Raw genomic sequence first — 14356 nt, forward strand, 5'->3', positions numbered from 1 at the left:
CCCTTTATTTTTCTCTGGGAAGCACAAGCATGTATCGCATAGGGATAGACGTCGGCGGCACTTTCACTGACTTCACGATGATCGACGAAGACCGGGGCGTGGTGCACTTTCACAAAGTGCCGTCCACGCCGCAGGACCCGTCAGAGGCCATTGCCACCGGCATCGGCCAGATGCTGGCGGACCACGGCGTGTCGCCGTCGCAGGTGTCGCACGTGGGCCACGGCACGACGGTGGCCACCAATCTCATCATCGAGCGTAAGGGCGCCCGCGTGGGGCTGATCACCACGCAGGGCTTTCGCGATGTGCTGGAGATCGGCCGGCAGACCCGTCCGCACCTGTACGACTACAGCGTCGGCAAGCCGCCGGTGGCAGTGCCGCGCGAGTTCCGCGTAGAGGTGCAAGAGCGCATCAACGCGCAGGGCGACGTGCTGACCGCGCTGGACACCGAACAGGTGCGCGCCGCGGCGCGCAAGTTCGCCCAGGCTGGCATCGATGCCGTGACGATCTGCTTTCTGCACGCCTACCGCAATCCCGCGCATGAGCAGGCCGCCGCGCGCATCGTGGCCGAGGAAATGCCCGATGCGTACGTGAGCCTGTCGTCCGACGTGCTGCCGGAATTCCGCGAGTACGAGCGCCTGTCCACCACGGTGCTCAATGCCGCGGTGGGGCCGAAGATGGCGCGCTACCTCGAACGTTTCTTGCAACGCGTGCGCGAGCTGGACATCGCCCACGAGCCGCACACCATCCATTCGAACGGCGGGCTGATGTCGATCGCCACCGTGCGCCAGTATCCGGTGCGCACTTGCCTGTCGGGGCCGGCCGCGGGCGTGGTGGGCGCCGCCGCGGTGGGGCGCGCCATCGGCAGCCTGAACCTGGTGACGTTCGACGTGGGCGGCACCAGCACGGATGTGTCGTTGATCTGCGACGGACGGCCCTTGTTCACGTCACATCGCCAGGTGGCCGGCTATCCGGTCAAGACGCCGATGGTGGATATCCATGTGATCGGCGCGGGCGGCGGCAGCATTGCCTGGCTGGACGACGCGGGCGCCCTGAAGGTGGGGCCGCACAGCGCGGGCGCGGTGCCCGGGCCGGTGGGCTATGGGCGTGGCGGTACCGAGCCGACCATCACCGACGCCGAGATTGCCTTGCAGCGGCTGAACCCGGTGGCGCTCTTGAACGGACGCATGCCGGTGCATGCCGAGGCCGCGCGCCAGGTGATCGATGCGCGCGTGGCCCAGCCGCTGGGGCTGGACCGGGAAACGGCCGCCGAAGGCATCCTGCGGATCGCGGCGGCCAACATGAGCCGTGCCATCCGCGCCGTGTCCACCGAGCGGGGCTACGACCTGTCGCAGTTTGCGCTGTATGCCTATGGCGGCGCCGGCCCGCTGCATGCGGTGGAAGTCGCCGAGGAATGCGGCATTCCCGTGGTGATCGTGCCGCAGGAGCCCGGCACCATGTGCGCGCGCGGCATTCTCTTGAGCGATATCTCGTTCGACTTCGTGCGCAGCGAGATATCCCTGGCCAGCGAGGCCACGTGGACGGGCGTGTCCGCCATCTTCGAGGGCCTGCGTGGCCTGGCCGAACGCTGGCTGGATGAGGAACGCGTCGAACCCGCGCTGCGCCTATATCGCAGCGCCATCGATGCGCGCTACGAAGGCCAGAACTTCGAAGTGCAGGTCAGCCTGGATGACACCGGCGCCGGCGGCTATGCGGAATTCGCGCGCCGCTTCAACGAGGCGCACGAGCGCGAATACGGCTACACGGTCGATGACCGCAAGGTGCAGATCATCAACTGCCGCATGCAGGCCGTGGGCCAGGTCGTGAAGGCGCCCTTGGCGCCGCGCCATGTCGGCGGCACGTTGCAGGAGGCCCGCATCGGCGAACGCCGCGCCTATTTCGGCGCCCGCCATGGCTGGCTGGATACGCCGGTGTACGACCGTGACCGCGTGCCCACCGGCGTGCGCTTCACCGGCCCGGCGCTGCTGGAAGAAATGAGCTCGACCACTGTCGTTGGCGCCGGCCAGGACGTCGTGGTCGACGATTACGGCAACCTGATCATCCGTCTGCAAGGAGGCTCCGATGCGTGAAGCCAAAGAAGAATCGGGCGCGGCGCTGGCCGACCCCGTCGGCATGGAGGTGTTCTGCAACCGCCTGCTGTCCATTACCGAAGACATGAACAACACGCTGGTGCGCGCGTCGTTCTCGACCAACATCAAGGAACGCAAGGATTGCTCGGTGGCGCTGTTCGATGCCGCCGGCCGGCTGGTCGCGCAAGGCACGCAGATTCCGCTGCACCTGGGCTCGCTGGATGGCGCCATGGGTGCAATCCTGCGCACCTTTCCGCAGGCCGAGATTCGCGACGGCGACGTGTTCATCTGCAACGATCCCTACCTGGCGGACGGCAGCCATCTGCCCGACATCAACATCGTCACGCCGGTGTTCTGGGACGGCGCGCTGCGGTTCTTTGCCGCCAACATCGCGCACCATTCCGACGTGGGCGGCGCGGTGCCGGGGTCCATCGCGGGCGGGCTGAAATCGATCTTCGAAGAAGGCATCCGCATTCCCGCCTGCCGCATCGCGCGTGCCGGCGAGGTCGACGAAGACATGCTGCGCCTGATCTGCGCCAACACCCGCGACCCCGAAGAGCGTGTGCTGGACCTGCGGGTGCAGATGGCCACCAACCGCCGCGGCGCGGCCGCGGTGCAGGGCCTGATCCGCCAGATGGGCCTGGACGCCGTGCTGCGTTCGGTGGACGACGTCATCACCTATACGCGTCGCCGTCTGCTCAACCGCATCCAGGAACTGGCGCTGGGCAGCTATACCTTCCGCAGCGATCTGGACGATGACGGCATGGGCGGCGACCCCGTGCCGATCCAGGTGACGCTGACTGTCAGCCGTGACGGGCTGCACTTCGATTTCGAAGGCTCGGGCAAACAGGCGCGCGGCGCGATGAACCTGCCGTTCAACGCCTTGCGGGCCTGCGTGTACTACGCCGTGAAGGCGCTGCTGGACCCTGACCTGGCGCCCAACGCCGGCCTGTTCGATCCCATCAGCGTGTCGGCGCCGGTCGGCACGATCACCAACCCCGAACACCCGGCGGCGGTGGGCGCGCGTTCGATCACCGCGCAGAAAGTGGCGGGCGCCATCTTCGGCGCATTCCGCGGCCTGCTGCCGGCAGAAAAGACCATGGCATCCAGCAACGACTGCTGCCCCGCCATCGTGTTCTCGGGCCGCTGGCGCGAACGCGCGGGCCATTTCGTGTACCTGGAAACGCTGGGCGGTGGCGCGGGCGCGCGCTTCGATGCCGACGGCATGGATGCGGTGCACGTGCACATGACCAACACATCGAACCTGCCCGTGGAAGCGCTGGAAAACGAATATCCGCTGTTGATGGACGAGTACGCGATGATCCAGGACTCGGGCGGCGCGGGCCGCACGCGCGGCGGCATGGGCATTGCCAAGCAGATCCGCGCGGTGGGGCCGGGCATCGTGTTCTCGGCGCGCTCGGACAGCCATACGGTGGGCGTGGCCGCGGGGGTGGACGGCGGTGGCGATGGGCGTCGGGCTCGGCTCATCCGCAATTTCGGCACGCCCGGCGAGGAAGAGCTGTTTTCCAAGACCGCAAACATCGCGTTGGCGCCGGGCGACAGCGTGCGCATCGAAACGCCGGGCGCGGGCGGCTACGGCGCGCCGGCCCAGCGCAGCCGTGCCCGCATCGAACGCGACCTGGCCGACGGCAAGATCAGCGCCGCGGCCGCAAGGGCGGATTACGGCGTTTAGGCCCGCGCTACGCCACGTTCAGCGACATCGAGTACTTCATCTTGTCGTGCGGGAACGTGGTGATGGTGGCCAGCAGCAGGACCCCGCCGCTGCCGTAGTAGCGGCGGGTGATGACAAAGCCCGCCGTCTTCGGCTCGACCTGCAGTTGCCGCGCGATGCTGGCTGCAATCGGCGTGGCCGAGAACTCCTGGTTGACCTCGTGGATGCGGTTGCCGAAGTGGTCTTCGATCAGGCGCAGCAACGAGATGCGCGGCTGGATGTCGGCGCGCAGGTCGGAATGCGCGGGGTCGGCGTAGATCAGCGTGCAGGCCACGGGCGTGTCCTGGTCGCCCAGCGTCTTGATCGAATTGATGTGCAGCCACGACTGGCCGGCTTCACACCCCAGCGTTTCGGCCAGGCGCCGTGTCAGCTTGATGGTGCGCACGTCCTGCACCAGCAGCGCGGCATTGCGTGCGTATTGCAGCAGGTCGGGGAACTGCGAAATGCGCTGCGTGAAACGGGTGCTGGCGCTGGCGGTTTCCACGCGCGTACCCACGCCGGGCCGGCGCGACACCATGCCCGCCACGGTCAGCATGCGGATGGCTTCGCGAATGGTGTGGCGGCTGGCGCCGAATTGGTCGCACAGTTCGTGTTCGGTAGGCAGCAGCGTCATGACCGGATAGCGGCCCGCGCCGATGTCGCGCGCCAGCTGCTGATAGATGCTTTTGTAGCGCGGGCCGCCGGCGTCAGCGTCCGGGGCCTCGGCCCGGCCGCGCGCTTCGCGCGCGCCATTGGGCGCGGCCACGCGTTCGGAAGATCGGGTCATGGGGGCTCCTTTTTGGCTCGTTCTATCGGGGTTTGTACGGACAATAACCGATTGACAACGCTGTCTCGTCCGATCCATTATTTGTCCGGACATTCATGTACGGACAAATTGTACGGCCGACATGGGTTCGCGGGGCAAGCGGGGCGGTTCTTTTTTTGCAGCGGCGCGTCCTTTCCCGATCTAGCGGCATCAGGCAGTTCTTGCAGTTCTCTTCCAATACACGGGGGTTTTCATGGGCAAGGTACTTGCAGTGCTCGCGGCGGCGACGATGGCCGCCGGCGTGGGCGCCAATGCGCAGGCGCAGCAGAAACTGGTGGTCGCCGGCTACGGCGGCTCGTTCGAAGACATCATGCGGCAGGACATCTTCCCGCCCTTTGCCAAGCAGCACGGCGTTGAACTGGACTACGTCGCCGGCAATTCCACCAACACGGTGGCGCGCCTGCAGGCCCAGAAAAGCAACCAGCAGATCGACGTCGCGATCATCGATGACGGCCCCATGTACCAGGCGATCGCGCTGGGCTTCTGCGCCCCGATCCAGGGCCTGCCCGCCGACGATATCTATGGCACCGCGCGCTACAAGGACGACAAGGCCGTGGCCATCGGCATCGTCGCCACCGGCATCATGTACAACAAGAAGGTCTTCGACGAACGCAAATGGGCCGCGCCCACGTCCTGGAAAGACCTGAAGGACCCCAAGTACAAGAAGCAGCTGGTGGTGCCGCCGCTGAACAATACCTACGGCCTGCACGCGCTGGTGGAGTACGCCCGCGAAGGCGGCGGCGGCGAAAAGAAGATCGATGCCGGTTTCAAGACCTTCAAGGACGAGGTCGGCCCCAATGTGCTGGTGTACGAGCCGTCGCCGGGCAAGATGACCGAGCTGTTCTCCAGCGGCCAGGCCACCATCGCGGTCTGGGGCAGCGGCCGCGTCAAGGCCTTTGCCGACACCGGCTTCCCGGTGGGCTTCGTGTATCCCCAGGAAGGCGCCTATGCGCTGCTGTCGTCGGTGTGTCCGGTGGCCAAGGCCAACGCCAATCCGTTGGCGCAGGCCTTCGTGAATTACCTGGTCAGCCCGGCGGTGCAGGAAAAGCTGGCCACCGCCTATGGCTACGGCCCGGTCAACAAGCAGGCCAAGGTGGCCGATGATCCGCGCGTGCCGCTGCCGATCGGCAAGCGCGCCGCCGACCTGATCGTGATCGACTGGGACACCGTCAATCAGAACCGGGACGACTGGAACAAGCGCTGGACGCGGGAAATCGAGCGTTGAGGCAACGGCGGCGCATGCGCCGCCCGCAGGAGCATCCATGAGCTATCTCGTACTGAACCGCCTTTCCAAGCGCTACGGCGACCTGACGGCTGTCGAGGACCTGAGCCTGTCCGTCAAGCGCGGCGAGTTCATTTCCCTGTTGGGCCCATCCGGCTGCGGCAAGACCACCACCCTGCAGATGATCGCGGGCTTTGTCGAACCCAGCGGCGGCAGCATCGTGCTGGACGGCAAAGACGTCAGCAAGATGCCGGCCAACAAGCGCGGGCTGGGCATGGTGTTCCAGAACTACGCCCTGTTTCCGCACATGACCGCCGCCGAGAACGTGTCGTTCGGCCTGGAGATGCAGCGCGTGAAGAAGGACGAGCGCCAGGCTCGCGTGGCCGATGCGCTCAAGCTGGTGGGCCTGTCGCATCTGGCTGACCGGCATCCGGCGCGCATGTCGGGCGGGCAGCAGCAACGCGTGGCGCTGGCCCGCGCACTGGTCATCCGGCCCAGCGTGCTGCTGCTGGACGAGCCGTTGTCCAACCTGGATGCCAAGCTGCGCGAGGAAATGCAGCTGGAATTGCGCAGCATCCAGCGCACGGTGGGCACCACCACCATCCTGGTCACGCACGACCAGTCCGAAGCGTTGGCGCTGTCGGATCGCATCGTGGTGATGAACCAGGGGCGGGTCGAACAGGTGGCCGAGCCGTTCGAGGCCTACGAGGGGCCGGCCAGCCATTTCGTGGGCGGCTTTCTGGGCAAGGCCAACGTGTTCACGCCGACCGCCCAGCCGTTCGACGGCGAGACGCGCGCACGCATCGGCGAAGCCCACATTCCCATGGACGGCCTGCCGGTGCCGCAGGGTGCGGTGATCGTGCGGCCCGAGAAGATCCTGTTTGCCGACGCGGGCGCCTGTGCCCTGCCCGGCCGCATGAAAACGCGCGTGTTCCAGGGCAACCATTGGCTCTGCCAGGTGGAAACGTCGGTAGGCGAAGTGATGGTGATCCGCCAGAACGACGGCGTGCCGGTGCCGGCTGAAGGCCAGCCGGTGCACCTGCGCTGGCGCGCGCAGGACATGTGCCTTGTCGCCGGGAAACCCACGCCATGAGCGCACGCGCCAACCCCTGGCTGCTGAGCGCGCCCGCGCTGGCGGTGTACGCCACCTTTCTGGTGGTGCCGATGGCGCTGGTGTTTCTCATCAGCTTCTTCGATTTCCAGTTCTACGGCGGCATGCAGGCCACGTTCACCTGGAAGAACTACCTGGAAATCCTGGGCGACGGCTATTACTACGAGATCTACGCCCGCACCTTCGGCGTGGCGGCGCTGGTCACCGTGGCCTGCCTGGTGCTGGGCACGGCCGAAGCCTATGTGCTGTCGCGCATGGCCAATCCGTGGAAGGGGCTTTTCCTGATGGTGGTGCTGGGGCCGCTGCTGATTTCGGTGGTGGTGCGCACGCTGGGTTGGGCCTTGCTGTTCGGGTCCACCGGTCTCATCAACAAGGCCTTGATGGGCATCGGCCTGGTGTCCACGCCGATTGACCTGATGTACAGCAACCTGGGGGTGGGCATTGCGCTGACCCACGTGCTGGTGCCGTTCATGGTGATCTCGGTGTGGGCTTCGTTGCAGCGGATCAATCCGTCCACCGAGGCCGCGGCGCTGTCGCTGGGGGCCAGCCAGTTCACCGTGATCCGGCGCGTGATCGTGCCGCAGGTCATGCCGGGCATTCTGTCGGGCGCGATCATGGTGTTCGCCATGGCCGCCAGCTCGTTCGCCACGCCGGCCATCATCGGCGGACGCCGCCTGAAGAACGTGGCCACCGCGGCGTACGACGAATTCCTGAACACGCTGAACTGGCCGTTGGGCGCGGCCCTGGCGGTGGTGCTGCTGCTGGCGACTGTGGTGGTGCTGCTGTCGGCCAACCGGATCATCGAGCGTCGCTATGGCGCGGTCTTCAATCAATCGGGGGCCTGACATGAACTTTCGCAATGGTCCGATCGGCCTGCTGTTCCACACCGTCTTCATCCTGTTCATCCTGGCGCCCATCGTGATGGTATGCGCGGTGGCCTTCACGTCCGAAGGCTTCATCTCGCTGCCCAGCGGCGGCCTGTCGCTGCGGTGGTTCCGCGCCATTCTCGACAACCCCCGCTTTATCGAGGCGTTCTGGTTCAGCCTGGGCCTGGGCACCTTGTCGGCTACCGTGGCGATTGCGCTGGCCGTGCCCAGCGCGCTGGCGCTGGCGCGCAACCGCTTTCGCGGCCGCGAGGCGCTGGTGGCGTTCTTCCTGTCGCCGCTGATGATTCCGCACGTGGTGCTGGGCCTGGCCTTCCTGAAGTTCTTCACCACCGTGAACCTGGCCGGCACGTATGTGGGGCTGGTCGTGGCGCACGTGATCCTGGTCATGCCCTATGCGCTGCGGCTGGTGCTGGCGTCGGCCACCGGCATCGACCCGGCGCTGGAGCGCGCCGCGCAATCGCTGGGCGCCTCGAACTGGACGGCGTTCCGGCGCGTGGTGCTGCCGCTGTTGCTGCCAGGCGTGGTGAGCGGCTGGGTGATTGCCTTCATCACCAGTTTCGATGAATTGACCATGTCGATCTTCATTGCCTCGCCGTCGACCACCACGCTGCCGGTGCGCATCTTCCTGCACATCGAAGACACCATCGATCCGCTGGTGACGGCGGTGTCGGCCGTGCTGATCTACGTGACGATCATCGCCATCTTCATCCTGGACCGCCTGGTCGGCCTGGAAAAGCTGTTTGTTGGAAAGGGACGCTAATGACGGACGAGAAAGAACGGACGCCGCGTGCGCCGACGCACCGGGGCATCTACGATGCCGCGGTGGTCGGTGGCGGGCTGGTCGGTTCGGCCGTGGCCTACGGGCTGCGGCGCGAACTGGATCACGTCGCCGTGCTGGACGAGGGCGATGTCGCGTACCGCGCGTCGCGCGGCAACTTCGGCCTGGTGTGGGTGCAGAGCAAAGGCATGGGCCTGCCGCGCTACGGCGTCTGGACCATGACGTCGGCCACGGCCTGGCCGCAGCTGGCGGCGCAGCTGCACGAAGAAACCGGCGTGGACGTGCACCTGGAACAGCGCGGCGGCCTGCACGTGCTGTTGAGCGACGAAGAGATGGACGCACGCGCCACCTTCATGAAGACGCTGCTGGCCCAGCCCGGCATGGCGCAATACGACTGGAAGATGCTGGACCGCGCCGAGGTGGCCGACCTGGTGCCGGGCATCGGCCCGGACGTGCGCGGGGCGACCTGGACGCCGGTCGACGGCATCGCCAATCCGCTCAAGCTGCTGCGCGCGCTGCACATGAGTTTTGCACAGCGGGTTGTGGATTACTTGCCGCGCAGTCCGGCGCAGCAGATCCGCCAGCGCGACGGCGTGTTCGAGATTGCCACGCCCACCGGCACCGTGCGCGCGCACAAGGTGGTGCTGGCCGGCGGGCTGTCCAACAAGGCGCTGGGCGAACAGGTGGGCCTGACCGTGCCGGTGCGCCCGCAACGCGGCCAGATCGTCGTGCTGGAACGCACCCGCCGCCTGCTGGAAACGCCGCTGTCGACCTTGCGCCAGACCGACGAAGGCACCTGGCTGATCGGCGATTCGCAGGAAGAGGCCGGCTATGTGGACAACCTGGTGGGCCTGCCCATCCTGGGTACATTGGCCGATCGGGCACTGCGCACGCTGCCGGCACTGCGCGAGGTGCGCGTGGTGCGCAGCTGGGCCGCGCTGCGGGTGATGTCGCAAGACGGCTTTCCGATCTACCAGCAATCCGAAACGTGTCCCGGGGCCTTCGTGGCCACCTGTCATAGCGGCGTGACGCTGGCCGCCGCGCATGCGCTCAAACTCGCGCCCATGATCGCCGCCGGCAAGCTGGCCGACGACATGGCGCCCTTCTCGACCCGGAGGTTCCATGTTCAAGAGGCTTGATGAGGCTCAGCGCCAGGCGCAGGGCGCGCCGGTGCGGGTAACGGTCAACGGCGCCGACCTGCAATGCCGCCAGGGCGACAGCGTCGCCGCGGCGCTGTTTGCCGGCGGCATGCAGGCCTGTCGCGATACGGCCGTGGGCGAGGTGCCGCGCGGACCCTATTGCATGATGGGCGTGTGCTACGACTGCCTGGTCACCATCGATGGCCAGGCGAACCAGCAGGGCTGCATGACGGCCGTGCGCGAAGGCATGAAGATCGAGCGCCAGCTGGGCGCGCGCAAGGTGCAGGCATGATCGAGACGACGCAATGCGATTTGCTGGTGGTGGGCGCCGGCCCTGCCGGTATGGCTGCCGCGACGACGGCCGCGCGCCTGGGCGTGGATACGGTGCTGCTGGACGAGCAACCCGCGCCCGGCGGGCAGATCTACCGCGCCATCACCACCACGCCGGTCACCAACCGTACGATCCTGGGGCAGGACTACTGGCACGGCGCCTCGCTGGTCGAACCGTTCAAGCAATCCGGTGCGCGTTACGTGCCGGGCGCCACCGTGTGGGCCGTGGCCGAACGCACCGCGCCGCAGCCCGAACAGGGTTTCGAGGTGGCCTATTCGGTGGCGGGCGAAGCACGCATCCTGCATGCGCGCCGGTTGCTGCTGGCCACGGGCGCGCAGGAACGGCCCTTCCCGATTCCGGGTTGGACGCTGCCCGGCGTCATCACCGCGGGCGCGGCGCAGATCCTGCTGAAGTCCGCCGGCATGGTGCCCAGCGACCGCACGGTGTTGGCCGGTAGCGGCCCCCTGCTGTACCTGGTGGCCTGGCAATACCTGAACGCAGGGGTGAAGATCGATACCCTGCTCGAAACCACCCCGCCGGGACGCTTGCGCCAGGCGTTGCCCAAGGTGTGGGGCTTTCTGCGGTCGCCCTACCTGGGCAAGGGCCTGTCGCTGCTGCGCGCCGTGAAAGCCGCCGTGCCCATCGTCAAGGGCGTGACGGCGCTGCAAGCGCTGGGCGACGACAAGCTGGAAAGCGTGCGCTACACCGTGGGCGGCGTGACCAAGACCTTGCCGGCGCAGCAGCTGATGCTGCACCAGGGCGTGGTGCCCAACGTCAACCTGTCGCGTGCCATCGGCATCGAGCACCGCTGGAACGGCGCGCTGGACTGTTGGGAGCCCGACGTGGACGACTGGGGCCTGACGTCGGTGGATGGCGTGGGCATGGCGGGCGACGGCGCCGGCATTGCCGGCGCGCTGGCGGCCGAACAGCGTGGCCGGCTGGCCGCATTGCAAGCGGCGCATCTGCTGGGCCGCATCGACGCCGCCCGCCGCGACAACGAGGCCGCTGCACCTCGCGCCGCCTTGGCGCGCGCCGTGCGCGGCCGCGAATTCTTCGACGCGCTCTACAAGGCACCCGAAGCCCTGCGCCGCCCCACCGGCGACACCATCGTCTGCCGTTGCGAAGAAGTCACCGCGGCGCAGGTGCGCGACACCGTCAAGCTGGGCTGCAGCGGTCCGAACCAGATGAAGGCCTTCCTGCGCTGCGGCATGGGTCCGTGCCAAGGGCGGTTCTGCGGGCTGACCGTGTCGGAGATCATCGCCGAGGAACGCGGCGTGCCGGTCGAGGAAGTGGGCTACTACCGGCTGCGCTTTCCGACCAAGCCGCTGACCCTGGGCGAGCTGGCGTCGCTGCCGCAGACCGATGATTCCCGCCAGGCAGTGGTGCGCCTGAAAAAATAGGAGGGCCGACATGACGGACGCTTCCCGGTCGGCCGCGGTCATCATCATCGGCGGCGGCCTGCATGGCAGTTCGGCTGCTCTGCACCTGGCGCGTGCGGGCGTGCCGGCGCTGGTGATCGAAAAGAACTACGTCGGCCGCCATGCGTCCGGCGTGAATGCGGGCGGCGTGCGCACGCTGGCGCGGCATCTGGCCGAGGTGCCGCTGGCGCTGGCCTCGCGCGAGCTCTGGTATCGCATCGGCGAGCTGGTCGACGACGATTGCGGCTTCGAACAGCACGGCCAGGTGCGCGTGGCCGAAAACGAGGCGGACGCGGCCACGCTGCGTGAGCGGCTGGCCACGATGCAATCACATGGCTACACCCACGAGCAATGGATATCCCGTGAGGATCTGCTCACGATGATTCCGGCGCTGGCGCCTACCGTTCACGGCGGCCTGATCGCACGCGAGGACGCGGCCGCCGACCCCTACCGCACCACGCTGGCCTTTCGCCGCAAGGCCGCCAGCCTGGGTGCGCGTTTCCTGGAAGGGGTACGGGTGCAGCGCACCGCACGCGAAGCCGGCCAGTGGCGCGTCGAGACGGACGCCGGGGTCTACACCGCGCCGCAGATCCTCAATTGCGCGGGCGCCTGGGCCGACCGTGTGGCGGCCGACTGGGGCGAACCGGTGCCGCTCGTCGCCATCAGCCCCATGATGCTGGTGACGCTGCGCATGGATCACTTCCTGGATGCGGTGGTGCTGGGTACCGGCCGTCCGCTGTCGTTCAAGCAGCGGGCCAACGGCACGGTGCTGATCGGCGGCGGCCGCCGCGCCTGGGTCGACCGCGACGCGGAATGGACCGAGCTGGATTTCCGCTCGCTGGCCGAAGGCGCGCGTACCGTCTGCGATCTGTTTGCGCACATGCGCGGCGCGGTGGTGAACCGCGGCTGGGCCGGCATCGAAGCCGCCATGCCCGATGAAATTCCTGTCATCGGCCGCAGCCAGCGTCACGAGACCGCCTTCCATGCATTCGGCTTTTCGGCACACGGCTTCGAGCTGGGCCCCATCGTGGGCCGTATCATGGCCGACCTGATCACTACCGGGGCGACCGATCTTCCGATCGTGCCCTTCGCCATTGATCGTTTCGCCAGCGCCGCGCAGGCGCCGGCCTCATCCCCCAAGGAGCAGCATCCATGACTGATATCGTGCGCAAGGACTCCAACCAGCGCCTGAGCCGCATCGTGATCCACGGCGACACGGTGTACGTTGCCGGCGTCACCTCGTCGGCGGCCGGCGGCATTACCGAACAGACGCGCGACGCGCTGGCCAAGATCGACGGCTACCTGGCCAAGGCCGACACCGACAAGACGCGGCTGCTGTCGGTGCAGATCTGGCTGAAGGATATCGACCGGGATTTCGCCGGCATGAACGCCGTGTGGGCCGAGTGGGCGCCGGCCAATGCCTTGCCCACCCGCGCCACCTGCGAAGCCAAGCTGGCCTCGCCCGACCTGCTGGTCGAGATCATCGTCACGGCCGCCAAGCGGCCGGGGTACGTTGGCGGGCCGGTGTCGGAAGCCTGATCCGGGGCGGCCCGCAGCAGGGTCAGCGAGCCGGCGTCTGGAAGCTGACCTGGGCCGGACGGCCGGGCAGGTTCAGCGTGGCGGTGGCCGGCGGCGTGGTCGCCACCACGTTGCCGGCGCGCAGCACCATCAGGCGCGTGGCGCGCAGGCGCAGCGCTTCGACCGGATCGCGCGCTTGCAGCAGTACCAGGTCGGCACGCTTGCCCACGGCCAGGCCGGTGTCGTCCAGGCCCAGGATGGCGGCCGGCGTGGCCGTCACGGCCTGGAAACAGGCGCGCATGGCGTCCTGGCCGGTCATCTGGGCCACGTGCAGGCCCATGTGCGCCACTTCCAGCATGTCGCCCGAACCCAGGCTGTACCAGGGGTCCATCACGCAGTCGTGGCCGAAGGCCACCGGCACGCCGGCAGCCAGCAGCTCGGGCACGCGTGTCATGCCGCGGCGCTTGGGATAGGTGTCGTGGCGGCCTTGCAGCGTGATGTTGATCAGCGGGTTGGCAATCGCCGACACGCCGGCCTCGCGCATCAGCGGGATGAGCTTGGACACGTAGTAGTTGTCCATCGAATGCATGGACGTCAGGTGCGAACCCGTCACGCGGCCCTGCAGGCCCAGGCGCTGCGTGTGATACGCCAGCGTCTCGATGTGACGCGATAGCGGGTCATCGCTTTCGTCGCAGTGCATGTCCACGCGCAGGCCGCGTTCGGCGGCCAGCTCGCACAGGATGCGCACGGATTCCGCGCCGTCCTGCATGGTGCGTTCGAAGTGGGGAATGCCGCCCACCACGTCCACGCCCATGTCCAGCGCCCGCTTCAGGTTGTCCAGCGCGCCGGGCGCGCGCAGCACGCCGTCCTGCGGGAAGGCTACCAGTTGCAGGTCCAGGTAGGGTTTGACCTTTTCGCGCACGTGCAGCAGCGCTTCCACGGCCAGCAGGCGCGGGTCGCATACGTCCACGTGCGAGCGAATCGCCAGGAGGCCGCGGGCCACGGCCCAGTCGCAATAGGCCAGCGCACGTTCCACCAGTGCTTCCTGCGTCAGCAGCGGCTTGAGCTCGCCCCACAGCGCGATGCCTTCGAGCAGCGTGCCCGACTGATTCACGCGCGGCAGGCCGAACGACAGGGTGGAGTCCATGTGAAAGTGCGCATCGACGAACGGCGGCGCGACCAGCTGGCCGGCGGCGTCTATCGTCTGGGCTGCCTGGGCCTTGAGCGCCGGTTCGAGCGCGGCGATGCGGCCCTGGGCCACGCCGATGTCGATGTTCTGGCGGCCGTCGGGCAGCGTGCAGTTCTTGATGATGAGATCGAGCATAGTC

General features: G+C 67.6%; 13 protein-coding genes. 11 read left to right on the forward strand and 2 right to left on the reverse strand.

The genetic code is table 11. The features are described 5' to 3' along the window. Window positions 1-29 precede the first annotated feature (29 nt). Complete coding sequence (locus HV798_RS08530) at window positions 30-2087, forward strand: hydantoinase/oxoprolinase family protein (protein WP_175192271.1); 2058 nt, start codon at window positions 30-32, stop codon at window positions 2085-2087. Continuing rightward, window positions 2080-3780: a hydantoinase B/oxoprolinase family protein gene (locus HV798_RS08535; protein ID WP_175192270.1), complete on the forward strand. Its 1701-nt coding sequence runs from the start codon at window positions 2080-2082 to the stop codon at window positions 3778-3780. The genes HV798_RS08530 and HV798_RS08535 overlap by 8 nt, the downstream gene beginning before the upstream one ends. A gap of 7 nt (window positions 3781-3787) precedes the next feature. Here the strand turns inward: HV798_RS08535 and HV798_RS08540 are convergent, their stop codons facing one another. Further along, a complete protein-coding gene (locus tag HV798_RS08540) occupies window positions 3788-4585 on the reverse strand; it encodes a GntR family transcriptional regulator (protein WP_025141136.1) in 798 nt (265 codons plus the stop codon). Window positions 4586-4817: 232 nt separating this feature from the next. Between HV798_RS08540 and HV798_RS08545 the strand changes: the two genes are divergently transcribed. From HV798_RS08545 to HV798_RS08580, 9 genes are read left to right on the forward strand one after another with little or no spacing between them, the layout of a single operon-like run. Continuing rightward, window positions 4818-5849 carry an ABC transporter substrate-binding protein gene (locus tag HV798_RS08545; protein WP_175192269.1) on the forward strand — a complete coding sequence of 344 codons (1032 nt, stop codon included), beginning with the start codon at window positions 4818-4820 and terminating at the stop codon, window positions 5847-5849. Between the two features lie 37 nt (window positions 5850-5886). Further along, a complete protein-coding gene (locus tag HV798_RS08550; RefSeq protein ID WP_025141134.1) occupies window positions 5887-6939 on the forward strand; it encodes an ABC transporter ATP-binding protein in 1053 nt (350 codons plus the stop codon). Beyond that, window positions 6936-7802, forward strand: coding sequence for an ABC transporter permease (locus HV798_RS08555; RefSeq protein ID WP_175192268.1), 867 nt, complete (start codon window positions 6936-6938; stop codon window positions 7800-7802). The genes HV798_RS08550 and HV798_RS08555 overlap by 4 nt, the downstream gene beginning before the upstream one ends. Window position 7803: 1 nt before the next feature. Then, window positions 7804-8604: an ABC transporter permease gene (locus tag HV798_RS08560; protein WP_025141132.1), complete on the forward strand. Its 801-nt coding sequence runs from the start codon at window positions 7804-7806 to the stop codon at window positions 8602-8604. After that, the gene (locus HV798_RS08565; RefSeq protein ID WP_175192267.1) at window positions 8604-9761 is read left to right on the forward strand and encodes an NAD(P)/FAD-dependent oxidoreductase; all 1158 of its coding nucleotides are present in this window, start codon (window positions 8604-8606) and stop codon (window positions 9759-9761) included. Before HV798_RS08560 ends, HV798_RS08565 begins: the two co-directional genes overlap by 1 nt. Then, the gene (locus tag HV798_RS31655; protein WP_025141130.1) at window positions 9745-10053 is read left to right on the forward strand and encodes a (2Fe-2S)-binding protein; all 309 of its coding nucleotides are present in this window, start codon (window positions 9745-9747) and stop codon (window positions 10051-10053) included. Before HV798_RS08565 ends, HV798_RS31655 begins: the two co-directional genes overlap by 17 nt. Continuing rightward, the gene (locus HV798_RS08570; RefSeq protein WP_246288626.1) at window positions 10050-11492 is read left to right on the forward strand and encodes an FAD/NAD(P)-dependent oxidoreductase; all 1443 of its coding nucleotides are present in this window, start codon (window positions 10050-10052) and stop codon (window positions 11490-11492) included. Before HV798_RS31655 ends, HV798_RS08570 begins: the two co-directional genes overlap by 4 nt. A 10-nt stretch (window positions 11493-11502) precedes the next feature. Beyond that, window positions 11503-12666 (forward strand): NAD(P)/FAD-dependent oxidoreductase, encoded by a 1164-nt coding sequence (locus tag HV798_RS08575; RefSeq protein ID WP_175192266.1) that lies wholly within the window; start codon window positions 11503-11505, stop codon window positions 12664-12666. Next, on the forward strand, window positions 12663-13049 hold the full coding sequence (locus HV798_RS08580) for a RidA family protein (protein ID WP_175192265.1): 387 nt from the start codon (window positions 12663-12665) through the stop codon (window positions 13047-13049). The genes HV798_RS08575 and HV798_RS08580 overlap by 4 nt, the downstream gene beginning before the upstream one ends. A gap of 22 nt (window positions 13050-13071) precedes the next feature. Here the strand turns inward: HV798_RS08580 and HV798_RS08585 are convergent, their stop codons facing one another. After that, window positions 13072-14352 (reverse strand): amidohydrolase family protein, encoded by a 1281-nt coding sequence (locus tag HV798_RS08585; protein WP_025141126.1) that lies wholly within the window; start codon window positions 14350-14352, stop codon window positions 13072-13074. Between the last annotated feature and the right edge of the window lie 4 nt (window positions 14353-14356).

The sequence above is a fragment of the Achromobacter deleyi genome, from assembly GCF_902859705.1.
GTDB lineage: Bacteria > Pseudomonadota > Gammaproteobacteria > Burkholderiales > Burkholderiaceae_B > Achromobacter > Achromobacter deleyi.

Coding starts and splice junctions, on each gene's coding strand:
- HV798_RS08550 (WP_025141134.1), top strand. CDS start 5,887: ATGAGCTATCTCGTACTGAACCGCCTTTCCAAGCGCTACGGCGACCTG.
- HV798_RS08555 (WP_175192268.1), top strand. CDS start 6,936: ATGAGCGCACGCGCCAACCCCTGGCTGCTGAGCGCGCCCGCGCTGGCG.
- HV798_RS08580 (WP_175192265.1), top strand. CDS start 12,663: ATGACTGATATCGTGCGCAAGGACTCCAACCAGCGCCTGAGCCGCATC.
- HV798_RS08565 (WP_175192267.1), top strand. CDS start 8,604: ATGACGGACGAGAAAGAACGGACGCCGCGTGCGCCGACGCACCGGGGC.
- HV798_RS08535 (WP_175192270.1), top strand. CDS start 2,080: ATGCGTGAAGCCAAAGAAGAATCGGGCGCGGCGCTGGCCGACCCCGTC.
- HV798_RS31655 (WP_025141130.1), top strand. CDS start 9,745: ATGTTCAAGAGGCTTGATGAGGCTCAGCGCCAGGCGCAGGGCGCGCCG.
- HV798_RS08530 (WP_175192271.1), top strand. CDS start 30: ATGTATCGCATAGGGATAGACGTCGGCGGCACTTTCACTGACTTCACG.
- HV798_RS08575 (WP_175192266.1), top strand. CDS start 11,503: ATGACGGACGCTTCCCGGTCGGCCGCGGTCATCATCATCGGCGGCGGC.
- HV798_RS08540 (WP_025141136.1), bottom strand. CDS start 4,585: ATGACCCGATCTTCCGAACGCGTGGCCGCGCCCAATGGCGCGCGCGAA.
- HV798_RS08585 (WP_025141126.1), bottom strand. CDS start 14,352: ATGCTCGATCTCATCATCAAGAACTGCACGCTGCCCGACGGCCGCCAG.
- HV798_RS08545 (WP_175192269.1), top strand. CDS start 4,818: ATGGGCAAGGTACTTGCAGTGCTCGCGGCGGCGACGATGGCCGCCGGC.
- HV798_RS08570 (WP_246288626.1), top strand. CDS start 10,050: ATGATCGAGACGACGCAATGCGATTTGCTGGTGGTGGGCGCCGGCCCT.
- HV798_RS08560 (WP_025141132.1), top strand. CDS start 7,804: ATGAACTTTCGCAATGGTCCGATCGGCCTGCTGTTCCACACCGTCTTC.